The organism is Burkholderia sp. B21-005, assembly GCF_020843965.1.
GTDB classification, from domain to species: domain Bacteria; phylum Pseudomonadota; class Gammaproteobacteria; order Burkholderiales; family Burkholderiaceae; genus Burkholderia; species Burkholderia ambifaria.
The window spans coordinates 908,084-922,978 of sequence record NZ_CP086302.1 but is presented as its reverse complement, the minus strand read 5'-3'; the positions used below and the strand labels follow the sequence as shown (position 1 = coordinate 922,978).

General features: G+C 64.9%; 13 protein-coding genes. 8 read left to right on the top strand and 5 right to left on the bottom strand.

Annotated elements, in window-relative coordinates; all coding sequences use genetic code 11:
* Positions 1-102: 102 nt before the first annotated feature.
* From LMA02_RS20505 to LMA02_RS20495, 3 genes are all read right to left on the bottom strand, one after another.
* Complete coding sequence (locus LMA02_RS20505) at positions 103-1,260, bottom strand: iron-containing alcohol dehydrogenase (protein ID WP_228909582.1); 1,158 nt, start codon at positions 1,258-1,260, stop codon at positions 103-105.
* The gene (locus LMA02_RS20500) at positions 1,257-1,592 is read right to left on the bottom strand and encodes a putative quinol monooxygenase (protein ID WP_228909581.1); all 336 of its coding nucleotides are present in this window, start codon (positions 1,590-1,592) and stop codon (positions 1,257-1,259) included. Before LMA02_RS20500 ends, LMA02_RS20505 begins: the two co-directional genes overlap by 4 nt.
* 189 nt (positions 1,593-1,781) lie before the next feature.
* Positions 1,782-2,498 carry an SDR family oxidoreductase gene (locus tag LMA02_RS20495; protein ID WP_228909580.1) on the bottom strand — a complete coding sequence of 239 codons (717 nt, stop codon included), beginning with the start codon at positions 2,496-2,498 and terminating at the stop codon, positions 1,782-1,784.
* A gap of 133 nt (positions 2,499-2,631) precedes the next feature.
* On the opposite strand from LMA02_RS20495, the gene LMA02_RS20490 reads away from it, so the two are divergent.
* From LMA02_RS20490 to LMA02_RS20475, 4 genes are all read left to right on the top strand, one after another.
* Positions 2,632-3,609 (top strand): LysR family transcriptional regulator, encoded by a 978-nt coding sequence (locus LMA02_RS20490; RefSeq protein ID WP_228910064.1) that lies wholly within the window; start codon positions 2,632-2,634, stop codon positions 3,607-3,609.
* Between the two features lie 193 nt (positions 3,610-3,802).
* Positions 3,803-5,191, top strand: a complete 1,389-nt coding sequence (locus tag LMA02_RS20485) for a nucleobase:cation symporter-2 family protein (protein ID WP_228909579.1) — start codon at positions 3,803-3,805, stop codon at positions 5,189-5,191.
* A gap of 97 nt (positions 5,192-5,288) precedes the next feature.
* Positions 5,289-5,711 carry an NUDIX hydrolase gene (locus LMA02_RS20480; protein WP_228909578.1) on the top strand — a complete coding sequence of 141 codons (423 nt, stop codon included), beginning with the start codon at positions 5,289-5,291 and terminating at the stop codon, positions 5,709-5,711.
* A gap of 86 nt (positions 5,712-5,797) precedes the next feature.
* Positions 5,798-6,100, top strand: coding sequence for a hydrogenase maturation factor (locus tag LMA02_RS20475; RefSeq protein WP_228909577.1), 303 nt, complete (start codon positions 5,798-5,800; stop codon positions 6,098-6,100).
* A 50-nt stretch (positions 6,101-6,150) separates the two neighbouring features.
* On the opposite strand, the gene LMA02_RS20470 is transcribed toward LMA02_RS20475, so the two are convergent.
* Entirely contained in the window at positions 6,151-6,363 is a 213-nt protein-coding gene (locus tag LMA02_RS20470) for a hypothetical protein (protein ID WP_166722255.1), read from the bottom strand.
* 357 nt (positions 6,364-6,720) lie between these two features.
* Between LMA02_RS20470 and LMA02_RS20465 the strand changes: the two genes are divergently transcribed.
* Positions 6,721-7,881 (top strand): DUF4382 domain-containing protein, encoded by a 1,161-nt coding sequence (locus LMA02_RS20465; RefSeq protein ID WP_228909576.1) that lies wholly within the window; start codon positions 6,721-6,723, stop codon positions 7,879-7,881.
* A gap of 394 nt (positions 7,882-8,275) precedes the next feature.
* Here LMA02_RS20465 and LMA02_RS20460 read toward each other — a convergent pair whose 3' ends face one another.
* On the bottom strand, positions 8,276-8,833 hold the full coding sequence (locus LMA02_RS20460; protein ID WP_228909575.1) for a TetR family transcriptional regulator: 558 nt from the start codon (positions 8,831-8,833) through the stop codon (positions 8,276-8,278).
* A gap of 166 nt (positions 8,834-8,999) precedes the next feature.
* Here LMA02_RS20460 and LMA02_RS20455 point away from each other — a divergent pair, with 166 nt between their 5' ends.
* From LMA02_RS20455 to LMA02_RS20445, 3 genes are all read left to right on the top strand, one after another.
* Positions 9,000-12,188 carry a cytochrome P450 gene (locus LMA02_RS20455; protein ID WP_228909574.1) on the top strand — a complete coding sequence of 1,063 codons (3,189 nt, stop codon included), beginning with the start codon at positions 9,000-9,002 and terminating at the stop codon, positions 12,186-12,188.
* Positions 12,189-12,835: 647 nt separating this feature from the next.
* A complete protein-coding gene (locus LMA02_RS20450; RefSeq protein WP_228909573.1) occupies positions 12,836-13,741 on the top strand; it encodes a phytanoyl-CoA dioxygenase family protein in 906 nt (301 codons plus the stop codon).
* A 104-nt stretch (positions 13,742-13,845) separates the two neighbouring features.
* Positions 13,846-14,808: an SDR family NAD(P)-dependent oxidoreductase gene (locus LMA02_RS20445; protein ID WP_228909572.1), complete on the top strand. Its 963-nt coding sequence runs from the start codon at positions 13,846-13,848 to the stop codon at positions 14,806-14,808.
* Positions 14,809-14,895: the final 87 nt, after the last annotated feature.

The window sequence follows — 14,895 nt, the reverse complement described above, 5'->3', positions numbered from 1 at the left end:
AGCCCGACGGCGAACGCGAATCGACCTGCAAGAATCGCGGTCAGAAATAGCAGCGGCCGGTGACGTTACGCCGCCCGCCGTCACGCAGTCACGCGCACCGCATCACCACGCGTGCCGATAGATCGCCAGCGCGTCCGCTTCCGTCACTTCGCGCGGATTGTTCACGAGCAGGCGCGTCTGCAGCATCGCATCCGACGCCATGCGCGGCAGGTCGCCCTCGCCGATGCCGACCTCGCGCAGCGTGCGCGGGATGCCCGTCGCGACGATCAGCCGATCGATCTCGTCGATCAGCGCCTGCGTCCTCGCTTCGTCGCTGCCCGTCGCCGACGGCGCGACGATCGCCGCGAGCTCCGCATACAGCGGCGTGGCGGCCTGGGCGTTGAAGCGCAGCACATGCGGCAGCACGAGCGCGTTCGACAACCCGTGCGGCACATGGAAAATGCCGCCGACCGGATAAGCCAGCGCATGCACGGCCGCGACCGGCGCATTCGCGAATGCCTGGCCGGCGAACATCGCGCCAACCAGCATCGCTTCGCGCGCGTGGCGATCGCGGCCGTCGTCGCACGCCTTCAGCAGGTTGCGCGACAGCAGCGTCAAGGCCTGCACGGCCAGCATGTCGGACACCGGATTCTTCAGCCGCGACGACGTATAGGCCTCGATCGCATGCACCATCGCATCGATGCCCGTCGCAGCCGTTGCCGCGCGCGGCAGCCCGAGCGTCAGTTCGGCGTCGAGGATCGCGACGTCCGCGAACAGGTGCGGCGACACGACGCCCATCTTGCGCGCCTCGCCGACCGTGACGATCGACACGGCCGTCACTTCGGAGCCGGTGCCGGCCGTGGTCGGCATCTGCACGAGCGGCAGCCGCGACGTTGCCACCTTGTCGACGCCGTACATGTCGGCCAGCGCCTGCTGCCCCGGCGCGAGCGCGGCGATCAGCTTCGCGACGTCCATCGATGAACCGCCGCCGAGGCCGAGCACGATCTCCGCGTCGGCCGCCACCGCCCGCGCGGTCGCGTCGAGCACCACGTGTTCGGGCGGATCGGCGATCACGTCGTCGATCACGGTCACCTGCCAGCCGTGCGCGGCGAGGCTCGCCAGCGCGGGCGCGAGCACGCCGCTGCGATGCAGGAACGCGTCGGTGACCACGCACAGTCGCGCGAGCGCCGGAAAGCGTTCGCGCAACACCGCGCCGAGCCGGCGCGCGGCGCCGAATTCGACGATCTGCGTCGGAACGGTACGGAATTGAAACGGGTTCATCGGGTGCCTCCCGGTGGCGTCGCCGTGCCGCGGTCCGGCTGCACCATGTAGCTCGTCACGTCGCGGCGATCGAGCAACGGAATGATCGCGCCGACACCGATCCGCTGGAAATGCGGCGTTTCCCGATGCACGTCGAGGCCGTCGGCCTCGCGGTAACGCTCGAGGATCACGATGTGGTCAGGCTCGACCGGCGAGCGGAAGTACGCGTAGTCGAGGTTTTTCGGCTCGGCGCGCGTGAGCGGCGCGAGTTCCGCGAGCAGTTCGATCACGCGGTCGCCGTTGCCGGGTTTCGCGAAGAAATGGGCGATGACCTGCAGGTAGGGTTCGTTCATGCTGCGCTCCGTATTCGCCAGCAGCCCGTCGGGACGGGGCGTGATTCCACAATGCGCGGTCGCCGGTCGATACCGCTCATCGAACGGGGCGCTCGGCTGCCCGACACGGCGCCGACACCTCGACGTCGCATTGTATTGAATCGGCGCGGCGTGCGCAGCGCGTCGTCACGCGCCCCGCTGCAGCGGCCACTACCACGGCACCGTGCGCCCCTGGTAATCGAGGTATTCGAGCCCCGCGCGCCGCTGCTTCCCGATCAGCACGTTCACGAGGCTCGGCACGCTTTCGTCGATCGTCAGTCGCGCATCGGGGCCGCCGAGTTCCGTGCGGACCCAGCCCGGCGCCATCAGCACCATCGCGCGCGGCGTAGCGGCCTGGCGCGCCGCGAAGCTGCGCATGAACTGGTTCAGCGCGGCCTTGCTGCCGCGGTAGACCTCGCGCATGCCGCTCACGTTGTTCGCGACACTGCCCTGCCCCGACGACATCGCGCCGATCAGGCCGTCCTCGGTCACGAGATCGTGCAACGCCTCGATCACGCGCATCGGCGCCAACGCGTTCGTAATCATCACGCGCACGAACTCGTCGGTCGTGACCTCGCCGATCGTTTCGTTCGGATCGTTGGTCGTGCCGGCATTCACGAACAGCATGTCGAAGCGCCGGCCCGACAGGCGCGCGCGCAACGCAGCCAGTTGTTCCGGCTCGCAGATGTCGAGCGTGTCGATCTCGAGCCGTCCGTCGAAGCGCTCGGCGAGCTCATGCAGCTGGGTGCGCCCCGATCCGGCGCGGACGGTGCCGGTGACATGCCAGCCTTTGTTCAGGAATTGCTCCGCCATCGCGAGCCCGAGGCCGCGCGAGGCCGCGACGATCAGGATCGATGGTGTGCTGGCGTTCGATACAGTCGATTGCATGGGTTCCCCCTTTGCCGAAGTCCATCATCCGGCCACTATAGGCGCGCGCCACCGCATGCACCAGACGCACCGAATTCAATCAATAGTTGCGCCAAACGCCGCGTCACTTCGCGCGATGTCGTATGCTGTCCGGATGGAAGATATCGACCTGAACCTCGTCACCGCGCTCGACGTGCTGCTGACCGAAGGGAGCGTGACCGGGGCCGCGCGCCGCCTCGGACTGAGCACCTCCGCGATGAGCCGCACGCTCACGCGGCTGCGCACCGCGACCGGCGATCCACTGCTCGTGCGCGCTGGACGCAAGCTGGTGCCGACGCCGCACGCGGCGGCACTGCGCGATCGCGTGCGTGCCATCGCGGTCGATGCGCGTGCCGTGCTTCGGCCGGCCACGGCCGACATCGACATGACGACACTCTCGTCCACGTTCACCGTCCGCGCGGCCGCATCGTTCATGGACATGCTCGCCGGCCCGGTGGTCGCCTCGATCGGCGACATCGCCCCCGGCGTGCGCGTGCGTTTCGTCCCCAAGCCCGACCGAGACCCGGGGCCGCTGCGCGACGGCACGGTCGACCTGGAAATCGGCAAGCGCGGCGACGACGCCCCCGAACTGCACACGCGCGAGCTCTTTCACGACTCGCACGTCGCGGTGGCGCGCGTCGGGCATCCGCTGTTCGCGGCGGCCAGAATCACGCCCGCGCGCTACGCGGCCTGCCGTCATGTGATCGCATCGCAGCTCGGCGACTTCGGCGGCCCGACGCACGAGGCGGCCGACGCGCCCGCACCCGCCCCTAGCGTGCAGGTCGTGGTGCCCGGCTATCCCGATGCGATGCGCGTCGCGGCCGGCACCGACCTGATTGCGCTCGTGCCGCGCTCGAGCCTCGGCAACGCATTCACGCCGGGGCTCGTGGATGCACTCGGGCTGCGCAGCTTCGCGATACCGGTCCGGCTGCCCGAGATCCTGATCTCCGCGCTATGGCATCCGCGCATGCAGGGCGACCCCGTCCATCGCCGTCTGCGCGATGTCGTCATCGACGTATGCAGGCGCGCGTATCCGGCGGCCCGCGCACCGCGCGCACCGGCGCGCAGCACGAAACCGCGCAGCGTCGGCTGAAGCGCCGCGAGCCACGCGAAACGCTCGCGGGGAAGGCACCGGCCAGCCGACGATCGGCAAGGTCGTCGTCGCGTGCTCGGCGGCACGCATCCGGCGCCGCTTTCCCGCCTGCAGCCCACTGCATCGCGCCCGGGCCGCCGCAGGGCCCATCGGCTAAAATGCCGCACTTTCCACCTTGTCCGGCCCGCTCGCCATGCAACCCGCTTCCCCCGCCCGATCCGCCTCCCACGGCGCCGCCGACGCAGATTCGTCGCACGACCTCGTCTATGGCCCCAATGACCGGCCCGCGCCGATGGTCGCCTTCGTCGCCGCGCTGCAGCACCTGCTGGCGATCATCGTGCCGATCGTCACGCCCGGCCTGCTGATCTGCCAGGCGCTCGGCGTATCGAGCCGGGATACCACGCTTATCGTGTCGATGTCCCTCGTGATTTCCGGCATCGCCACCTTCGTGCAGTGCAAGCGCTTCGGCCCGCTGGGCGCCGGCCTGCTGATCGTGCAGGGCACCAGCTTCAACTTCGTCGGCCCGCTGATCGCCGGCGGCAGCGTGATGATCAAGCAGGGCACGCCGGTCGAGACCGTGATGGCCGCGATCTTCGGCGTCGTGATCGCCGGTTCGTTCGTCGAGATGAGCGTGTCGCGCATCCTGCCGTTCGTGAAGCGCCTGATCACGCCGCTCGTCACCGGCATCGTCGTGCTGCTGATCGGCCTCACGCTGATCAAGGTCGGCCTCATCAGCATGGGCGGCGGCTACGGCGCGATGGCCAACGGCACGTTCGCGAGCGCGCAGAACCTGACGCTGTCGTGCCTCGTGCTCGGCACGATCATCCTGCTGAACCGCGTGCCGATCGTGTGGGTGCGCAGCACCGCGCTCGTGATCGCCCTCGTGATCGGCTATGCCGCGGCCGCCGTGCTCGGCCGCCTCGACTTCACCGGCGTGCATCAGGCCGCGCTGTTCCAGGTCCCGACGCCGCTGCACTTCGGCATCGGCTTCTCGTGGTCGCTGTTCGTGCCGATGCTGATCATCTACCTCGTCACGTCGCTCGAAGCGATCGGCGACGTCACCGCCACCAGCAAGATCTCGAAGGAGCCGGTCGAAGGACCGGTGTGGATGCAGCGGATCAAGGGCGGCGTGCTCGTGAACGGCGCGAACTCGCTGCTGGCCGGCGTGTTCAACACGTTCCCGAGCTCCGTGTTCGCGCAGAACAACGGCGTGATCCAGATCACCGGCGTCGCGAGCCGCCACGTCGGCATCTGGATCGCCGGCATGCTCGTGGTGCTCGGCCTGTTCCCGGTCGTCGCGGGCGCGCTGCAGGCCGTGCCGGAGCCCGTGCTCGGCGGTGCGGCGATGGTGATGTTCGGCGCGGTGGCCGCTTCGGGCATCAACATCCTGTCCGGCATCCAGCTCGATCGCCGCGCGCTGCTGATCATCGCTGTGTCGCTCGCGCTCGGCCTCGGCGTGTCGCAAGTGCCGGACATTCTGAACAGCCTGCCGCATGCCCTGAAGAACGTGCTGGAATCGGGCGTCGCCACCGGCGGTATCTGTGCGCTCGTGATGAACTGGTTCTTGCCGGAACAGAAGTAACGCTGGCGGCTCCATGACGACGCGACCCGGCGGGCGGGCCGCGTCGCGCTCGACGCCCCGGCTTGGCCGGGCGCCCGACACTCGCTAGAATCGGCCCATGCCTCAAGCCCCTCTCTCCACGAACACGCCGGAAGCCATTGCCGTTCCCGTCAAGGAACGGGCGACCATCGTCTGCTACCGCGAAGAACAGGTCCTGCTCGTTGCGCGCGCGACGTCGCGCTGGGCGCTGCCAGGCGGCACGATCAAGCGCGGAGAAACGCCGCTCGAAGCCGCGCATCGGGAACTGCAGGAAGAGACCGGCCTGACCGGCCAGCATCTCGTCTACTCGATGCAGTTCACCGGGCTCGCGAAAGTGCATCACGTATTCTTCGCCGAAGTCGGCCCGGACCAGACGCCGCAAGCGAGCAACGAGATCCAGAAGTGCAAGTGGTTTCGCATCGACAGCGTCGACGCAGTGCGCACGAGCATCCCGACCAAGCGCATCGTCGAGCTCGTCTACCGGCACGAACTCCTCAAGTAGGTAGACACCCCACCCCCAACGGCTCGCACGAGCCGATATGATGCGCCCACGGTCCGTCGTCGCGTTCCCTTCCGAGCGAGCTGCAGATGAACAGTGCGTACACCTACCGCGGATACACCATCGATGTCCGCTGCGAATTCCGGCTCGACGAACCGCGCGACCACGCGCCACCGCCCGACACGCTCCGGTTCGGGTTCGTCGCGGTCGTGCAGGTGCGCACGGCCGGCAGCGCGCCGCGGCTGCTCGCGCCGATCCGCCTCGCGGACGACGGCGGTCGGCTGTTCGACAACACGCTCAATGCGTTGCGCGCAGGCCAGACGGCCGGCGAAATCATCGTCGACGATCTATTGGTCGATTGCGGCTCAGCCGACGGGCGAGCGCATTCCTGAGCCGGTGGCCGGCCTCGAACGTGCTGCGCGGATCGGCGGCGTGCCGATGCTCAGTGCAGTCGCTTTCTTCGCAGTTCGTGCGTGGAATAGACGACGAGGAAGATACCCAGCATCGCGACGCCGGATGCAATGAAGTCGTTTGCGGTTCCCGCGCTGTTCAGCGATTTCGGGAAGATGCCGAGACTCAGTCCTGCAGCAGCCAGGAGCACGCCTGCCGCCACACCCCACACCGGTCCGGTGGTCTTTTCGATTGTGTTTTTCATACAGCACCCGTCTACAGTTATTGCCTGAGCGGTATCGGCGCATCGCACACGCATCTACCGTCCGTGCCTCGACTATAGCGAGGAAAAAATTAATACGGGTTCGGTGCTTTTACCCATCAAGTTTTTTGCGGCCGTAATCGCGCGGGGTCGCGGGCCGCTGGCATTCATCAGACGAATCGCGGATATTCGGCCGCCACCCGCGGCTTTCCCGCCATTGCATCGCCACGCGCAATCGATCGCCAGCAGTCCTTACGCTCCGACGCACAATTTACCGTTCGTTTCAAAGCCGTCCACGTTCCGGGCATTCCCGACCGCTATGCTTCGTTGCATCCACAATCACAACGAAGGGGACAAGCCATGAACAACCACTTCTGGAAGGCCGCGCTGTGTGCGGCCATGGTGCCGTTTGCGCTGGCGGGTTGCGGCGGCGGCGACGATGGCGGCGGCGTGCAGACCGGCACGCTGCATGTCGCGATGACCGATTCGCCTTCATGCGGATTCGACCACGTCTATGTGACCGTCTCGCAGGTTCGCGTCAATGCGAATACGAATGCTTCCGATAACGATGCCGGCTGGTCGACGATCACGCTGGCGACCCCGCGGAAGATCGACCTGCTGTCGCTGACCAACGGCGTGCTCGCCGATATCGGTCAGACCGCGCTGCCGGCCGGCCAGTATCAGCAGGTCCGCCTCGTTCTCGCGCAGAACCAGGGCAACAATCTCGCGAACTCGGTCGTTCCGACGGGCGGCACCGAGCAGGCGCTTGCAACGCCGAGCGCGACGCAAAGCGGTTACAAGATCATCCAGCCCTTCACGGTGGAACCGAACACGCTCGTCGACCTCGTGCTCGACTTCAACGCATGCAAGTCGATCGTTCAGCGCGGCAACGGCACGTATGCGCTGAAGCCGGTCGTCACCGCGATCCCGACCGTCGTGAGCGGCGCGATCTCCGGCTATGTCGCATCGGCCGAAGCCGGCGCGACCGTGTACGCGGAACAGGGTGGCAAGGTAGTCAGGGGCACCGTTGCCGACAGCACCGGGAAGTTCGTGCTGTCGCCGCTGATCCAGAGTTCGACGCAGGGCAACTACGACGTCGTGATCGTGCAGAGCAACTTCGCGTCGGGCATCGTGCGCACGGTTCCGGTCGTTGTGAACACGACCACGGCAGTGTCGGTATCGAACGCCCCGATCACGCTGCCGGCCTCGACGATGAGCACGGTCAGCGGCACGGTGACGGCAAGCGCCGACGCGTTCGTGCGGGCATTGCAGACGGTTGATGCCAACGCGTACGAGATCACGTCGATCAACGCGAACATGGACAACGGCGCCTATGCGCTCAACGTGCCCACGGCCGCACCGATCGTCGGTACGTACTCGGGCTCGCTGCCGGTCGCGCTGGCTGCGTCGCCGGCTGCCGCGGCACAATATACGATCGAGGCGGACGCGGCGTCGGGCGCAACGCAATCGACGAACGTCAACGCAACGACCAGCCAGTCGAACGTCAATTTCAGCTTCTGACGGACGCGTCGGCAGCAGCAACGAAAGGGCCTCGCGGCCCTTTCCTCGATAACGGGAGAACGAAGTGAAGAAAACGGTTATCGCACTGCTCGCCGCGGCGAGCGTGGTTGGCGCACTCGGCGGGTGCGTCGCATACGTTCCGGGTCCGCCGGTCGTGGTCGCACCGCAGGGCGGCCCGGGCAATGGATTCTGCCCGCCCGGACAGGCGAAGAAAGGCAATTGCTGATTGCATCAGGCCCGCGGAAAGCGGGCCTTTTTCATGGTGCGTGCGTTGGCGCCGACTATAGGATGCGCATGGTCGGCTCCGTCGCGTTCGTGGGGCGATGCTGCACGTCGCGCGCATGGCGAATCGGCGCTCAACCAACGGTGGAGTCGATTTCCCGCGCCGCCGCAGCTAATTTGAATCCGCCTGCGCGAACCCTTGAGTCAGATCGAAAGCGTCGAGGATCGTCGCCGATGTCCTGGCCATGCGCTTGGCCATTGCGTCCGGATGCTCGCGCGAGGGGCCCTGGCGAAGCCAATGAACCGCCGTCCAGACCAGGCCACCGCCCAATACGGTCAGGCAATCCCCTTCCGCTTCCGTTCGGGTTCCTTCATAGGGTGGGAGGATGCGGCCCGCGACGAAAGTAACGAGGTCATCGAAAAACGCCGATGTCGCCGCGTCGTTGAATACGGTCAGATAGAAAGACTGATGGGCCTGCAAGTGCTGAAGGATCAGCGCAGTTTCCATTTCCATCGACTTGACGAACGCGACGTTCGTCGGGTTCAGCTGCTTGCCCTGCTCCTCGACGAACGTGAATGCGTTCTCGAGCCTCACCAACGCCGCCCGCTGAGCGGCGACCTGAAGGTCCGGGAAGTGCTGATAGAAGGTGGGGCGGGCGACACCTGCACGCTGCACCAGTTGAGCGATGCTGAGCGTGTTCAGCGGCGCCACGTCGAGCAGTTCCGTCACGGCCCGGACGAGGGCATCGTAACTGCGCTGGAAGCGAGGATCGGCGGGATTAGGGCTTACATCAGGTGGCATAAAAAAGCTCTGGACACGTCGTTTTGTCTATTTTACATTCGTTCAATAGATTGAGCTACGACGCTTCGACATGTCCTTGTGAAAGGTGATTGAAATGAAATCCTCCGCCCTCGTCCCGCAACCGCCGCTGAAGCCCATCATCGGTCACCTGATGGAAGTCCTCGGGCCATCGCCGCTCGCCAAGATGATGGATCTCGCGCGAACGTACGGGCCGGTCTACTGGTTCGAGGTGTTCGGACAAGGTTACTACGTCGTCAGCGGGCAAGCACTCGTCGATGAGGTGTGCGACGAAAGCAGGTTTCAGAAGTCCGTGCACCAGTCCCTGCTCGAACTGAGACCGGCGATCGGCGATGGGCTGTTCACGGCATTCAGCGATGAACCGAACTGGGCAAAGGCGCATCGTGTGCTGATGCAGTCATTCGGGCCTCTCAGCATCTGGTCGATGTTCGACAAGATGGTCGACATCGCCGATCAAATGTTTCTCTACTGGGAACGATTCGGTCCCGAGACGGCTGTCGACGTGTCCGATCACATGACGCGCCTGACACTCGATACGATCGCGCTGTGTGCGTTCGACTGCCGTTTCAACAGCTTCTACCGCGAAGACCAGCATCCGTTCGTGGACGCGATGGTCGACACGCTCAGCGAGGCCGGCAAGCGCGAGTTGCGGCCGAAACTGGTGTCGAAGTTGATGCTCAACCGGAGTCGGAAGTTCGACGCGGATATCGAGGTCATGCGATCGCTCGCGACTAGGATGATCGAAGACCGGCGGAAGCATCCGCACGACAACGAAGAAGCGATGGACCTGCTGGACCGGATGCTGAACGGCGTCGATCCCGTGACCGGAGAAAAGCTCGATGACGAGAATATCGTCTACCAGATGATCACGTTCCTGATCGCGGGGCATGAGACGACGAGCGGGCTCCTGTCCTTTGCCACCTATTTCCTCCTCAAGAACCCGGACGTACTGCAGCGAGCTCGGGACATGGTCGACGAGGTCGTCGGTAACGACACCCCGCGGATCGAGCATCTGGCGCGACTGCGCTACATCGAGCAGATCCTGATGGAAACGTTGCGGATCTGGCCGACGGCCCCGGCCTTCGCCGTCACGCCGCTCGCCGACACCACGTTCGGCGGGAAATATGCCGTTTCTCCGGACGACATCATCATGATCCTGACGCCGATGCTGCATCGCGATACCAGCGTCTGGGGCGACGACGTCGAGGCGTTTCGTCCGGAGCGATTTGCACCGGAGCATGCGGAAAGGCTTCCGCCGAACGCATGGAAACCGTTCGGCAATGGTGCGCGCGCCTGTATCGGCCGGCCGTTTGCGATGCAGGAAGCCCACCTCGTTCTGATCATGCTGCTTCAGCGATTCGACTTCTCCTTTGCCGATCCGGACTATGAGCTGAAAGTCGCCGAAACCCTCACGCTCAAGCCCACCGACCTGCGTATCAACGTGCGGCCGCGGGCGCGAAGTGCGCGCAAGGTGTCGAACGACACGCTTCGCGTCCACGCGAGCGCCCAACGCCCGAGCGTCGACCACGCTACGTCGATCGCCGACAACGACGCGTCGAAGATGCTTGTCCTGTTTGGCGGGAACACGGGTTCGTCGGAGTCGTTTGCTCGGCGCATCGCGGGCGACGCAGGCCGCCACGGCTTTCATGCCACCTGCGCCCCGCTCGATGCGTTCGCGGGAAAAATCGACGGGTTCCCCGCGATCGTGATCGTCACGGCTTCCTACGAAGGCCAGCCGCCAGACAACGCGAGAGCGTTTCTGCCGTATATCGAGGCGATGAGCAACGGAACGCTGGACGGAGTCAAGTTCGCCGTGCTTGGATGCGGCAACAAGCAGTGGGCAAGAACGTATCAGGCGATCCCGAAGCGCGTCGACGAAGCCTTCGAGAAAGCGGGCGCCACGCGCGTTCACGCCCGGGGCGAGCTCGATTCGGGCGGGGACTTCTTTGGCGAGTTCGACCGATGGTATGCCGAGCTCTGGAACCACTTTGCGATCAGCTTCGGGAAGGAAGCGCCGGTTGCGCAAAATGGCCATCCCGCACTCAGCATCAACTTCCTCGATAACGTTCGCGAGAAATTGCTCAGCGTTGACGCCATGACGCTCGCAATCGTGACCGACAATCGAGAGCTGGTCGATATTAGCGCGCCGGGAAGCCGCTCGAAGAAGCACATCGAACTGAAGCTGCCGGAAACGATGACCTATCGCGCCGGCGATTACCTGGCCGTCCTGCCTCGCAACTCGAAACGTAACGTCGATCGGGTATTGCGCCGATTCCGGTTGAGCTGGGACACGCAGGTGGTCATCGAAGGGGCATCGAGCAATCCCCGCCTGCCGCTCGGCCAGGCCATCGGTTGCGGCGAGCTGTTTTCGAGCTACGTCGAACTTGCCGTGCCGGCCACCCGCTCGCAAGTATCGACGCTGGCCGCCGCCACGCACTGCCCACCAGAGAAAGTCGAGCTCGAGCGCCTGGGCGCCGGCGCGTTCGAATGCGAGATTCTGGAAAAGCGAACCACCGTCATCGATCTGCTCGAACGCTTCGGGTCCGTCGATTTGCCGTTCGACCAGTTCCTCGACATGCTGCCCGCGCTGAAAGCACGCCAGTACTCGATTTCATCGTCGCCGCTCTGGAAAGCGGATCACGTTACGCTGACGGTCGCCGTGGTCGATGCGCCCGCGCTTTCGGGCAACGGCCGTCACGAGGGGGTCGCGTCGTCGTATCTCGCACGGGCCGACGCGGGGGACGGTGTGTCCGTGGCGGTCAGGCCGTCGAATGCGCGCTTTCGGCCACCGGCCGAACCGGGTCTTCCGATGATCATGATTTGCGCGGGTTCCGGTATCGCGCCGTTCCGCGGCTTTCTGCAAGAGCGTGCGCTACAGAAAGAGCGGGGAGAGAACGTCGGCCCGTCGTTGCTGTTCTTCGGGATCGACGACCCGGACGTCGACTTTCTCTATCGCGACGAGCTCGACGAGTGGGCGAACCGCGGTGTGGTCGACGTGATGCCGGCCTATTCGAACCGCCCGGAGGATGGCGCTCGCTTCGTTCAAGACAAGGTATGGCTCGAGCGCGAGAAAATCGCCGCGCTGTTTGCGCAAGGCGCCGTCGTCTATGTCTGCGGGGACGGCAAGAACATGGCTCCCGCCGTGCGGGCCACGCTGGGTCGGATCTACCAGGATGCAACAGGCGAGAACGACGAGAACGCTCGTGCATGGATCGACACGATGGAACGCGAGCATGGCCGCTATGTTGCCGATGTGTTCGCCTGATGCGCACGACGGCCATTCGAAATGCGGTTGTTTGGCGGGAGCCGACGCGCGCCTGATCGACTCCGCCGCGGTTTTCCCGCATTCTCTCGACTAGCCTCCGGATTCCCCCCGGCTGGCACCCCTCGCCTTCGCCTCCTCCCCTCCGGCTCCGGTCGATCACTGACCGAACCGGACGGGCAATCTTTCCTTTCCATTCGACACGGCGCCGCCGTCACGCATGTGCGCCGGCCGCCGAGGCCGGCCGGCCTGCGCGCCGCGTTCAGCGGATGGTCCTGTCCCTCTTGCCCATGCCGCCACGGTCTCGTGTCGTTCACCGGCCAAATCATTCGGAAAGCGAAGGGGTTAACCATGATCGACCCTGGGGGAGCATGATGATAATTTTTCATCGTCGCTTGACTTGATCATACGACCACATTTGACGCGAACACCCCGGCTCATCGATAACCCGACGGCCCTGTCGTATCCGGCACCGAGCGCTGACCGTCGGACCGTCGGGCTGTCGAGACGGGGGTGTGGCGAGCATGCGCTCCGTCGACCATCGGGAACGGAATCAGCCGCCCAAAGCCGGAGCATATACGGTCAAATGATCAAGTCAAATACTCAACTTCATTTACGAATACCGGATCCAGAAAGCGACGCTGCTTTGATTGACCCGTCCCCACCACGTCGAGAAAACCATGAGCGCAAATAGCCGGACCATTCAAGACTCTCTCCCCATCGTCCCCAAGACGACGAGCGCGCAGGAAATCGTGTCGCTGATGAATCGATACGGCGGCGTCCGGATCAAGGGCTACCTGTCGGAAGAACAAGTCGCGAACATCAATCGCGAAGTCGACGGCCCGCTCGAAGGGCTTCGCGAAGGGTCGTCGCACGACAATGAATTGATCAAGGCATTCCACGGCGCGCATACGAAGCGCCTGACGAACATGATCACGCACAGCAAGACCTTTGGCGGCGTGCTCGACGACGACCTTTTTCATGAACTCGGTGAGGTGCTATACCGTGAAGAGTCCGGCGACTGGTGGCTGTCGACTGCACAGGTGATCGACATCGGCCCGGGCAACACCACGCAAATGCTGCATCGAGATGTCGGCAACTTCCCGCCGCTATGCGCGCTCGGCGTCAACGGGCCGACGGTATTTACGAACCTGATGATTGCCCTCACGCGCTTCACCGAGGAAAACGGCGCCACCCGAATCATTCCCGGAAGCCAGAACTGGGACGAGGACTACTTCGACAGCAAGGGCACGTCCGACATGACCATTGCCGCCGAGATGGATGCCGGCGACGCGTTGCTGTTCAGCGGAAAAGTGATCCACGGCGGCGGCGCCAACGTGACGAAGAACGAGCGCCGGCGCGGGCTCACGCTGCCGATGCAACCGTCCTACCTGACGCCGGAGGAAGCGTATCCGTTCATCGTCGACATGGACATCGTGAGAAGCCTGTCCAAACGCGTGCAGCGAATCATCGGCTTCCGCTCCCAATATCCGGCTGGCACGCCGGGCCTGTGGCAAGTCGACTACGACGATATTGCAACGCACCTCGGCCTTTGAGCCGCACACACAAGCGTGCAACGGACGGGTTCGGACCATGCAGCGCCGACTTCCTTCACGCGGATGCGCGAAGTACCACACCCTCACCATCGACGAGACAACCCATGACCATTGACCTGACCAATCGTGTTGCAATCGTGACCGGCGCCGGTGCCGGCCTCGGGCGCGAGCACGCGCTGCTGCTTGCCCGATTGGGGGCAAAGGTCATGATCAACGATCTCGGCAGCGACGTGAATGGCAACGGCGGCTCCGTCACGGCCGCCCAGCGGGTCGTCAATGAAATCGTCGCGGCCGGCGGCAAGGCGATCGCGAACGGCGCATCGGTGACCCATTTCGAGCAGGTTCGGTGCATGGTCGATCAGGCGCTTTCGCAATGGGGTCGTGTCGACATCCTGGTGAACAATGCCGGCATCCTGCGCGACAAGAGCTTCAGCAAGATGACGCTCGACGACTTTCGTGCGGTGATCGAGGTGCACCTGATGGGCGCGGTGAATTGTTCGAAGGCCGTGTGGGAAACCATGCGGGAACAACGGTACGGCCGCATCGTGATGACGACGTCGTCGTCGGGTCTGTACGGCAATTTCGGGCAATCGAACTACGGCGCCGCGAAGATGGCGCTGGTGGGGCTGATGCAGACGCTGGCCATCGAAGGCGAGCGATACGACATTCGTGTGAACTGTCTGGCTCCGACGGCTGGCACGCGCATGCTCGAAGGCCTGATGTCGGCGGACACCCTCGACACGCTGTCGCCTGCGTCGGTCAGCCCCGCGGTAGCAGTGCTTGCCGGCGAAGACGCGCCCAACCGCACGATCTTGTGCGCAGGCGCGGGCAGCTTCGAGAGCGCACACATCACGCTGACGCCGGGCATCCATCTCGGGGCGGGCGACTACGTCGTGCACCAGCTCGCGCAGCGCCTTGGCGAGGTCACGAACCGGAACGGCGAGACCGTTCCTTCGTCCGGTGTGGCCCAGGGCGATCTCGAGCTCAAGAAGGCCGGCATCGCCGCCGCGAATGCACAGGCGCGGCCCCGTGCACGACAACACGTGGGCAGCGCGGCGCAAACCTGAACGTGCTGTACCGTCCGGCAGCGCGGTCGTGGCAATGAACACCATCACGCGCAGCCATGCCTGGGGGACCGATTTCCGGTGACAGTT

Coding starts and splice junctions, on each gene's coding strand:
- LMA02_RS20505 (WP_228909582.1), bottom strand. CDS start 1,260: ATGAACCCGTTTCAATTCCGTACCGTTCCGACGCAGATCGTCGAATTC.
- LMA02_RS20500 (WP_228909581.1), bottom strand. CDS start 1,592: ATGAACGAACCCTACCTGCAGGTCATCGCCCATTTCTTCGCGAAACCC.
- LMA02_RS20495 (WP_228909580.1), bottom strand. CDS start 2,498: ATGCAATCGACTGTATCGAACGCCAGCACACCATCGATCCTGATCGTC.
- LMA02_RS20490 (WP_228910064.1), top strand. CDS start 2,632: ATGGAAGATATCGACCTGAACCTCGTCACCGCGCTCGACGTGCTGCTG.
- LMA02_RS20485 (WP_228909579.1), top strand. CDS start 3,803: ATGCAACCCGCTTCCCCCGCCCGATCCGCCTCCCACGGCGCCGCCGAC.
- LMA02_RS20480 (WP_228909578.1), top strand. CDS start 5,289: ATGCCTCAAGCCCCTCTCTCCACGAACACGCCGGAAGCCATTGCCGTT.
- LMA02_RS20475 (WP_228909577.1), top strand. CDS start 5,798: ATGAACAGTGCGTACACCTACCGCGGATACACCATCGATGTCCGCTGC.
- LMA02_RS20470 (WP_166722255.1), bottom strand. CDS start 6,363: ATGAAAAACACAATCGAAAAGACCACCGGACCGGTGTGGGGTGTGGCG.
- LMA02_RS20465 (WP_228909576.1), top strand. CDS start 6,721: ATGAACAACCACTTCTGGAAGGCCGCGCTGTGTGCGGCCATGGTGCCG.
- LMA02_RS20455 (WP_228909574.1), top strand. CDS start 9,000: ATGAAATCCTCCGCCCTCGTCCCGCAACCGCCGCTGAAGCCCATCATC.
- LMA02_RS20445 (WP_228909572.1), top strand. CDS start 13,846: ATGACCATTGACCTGACCAATCGTGTTGCAATCGTGACCGGCGCCGGT.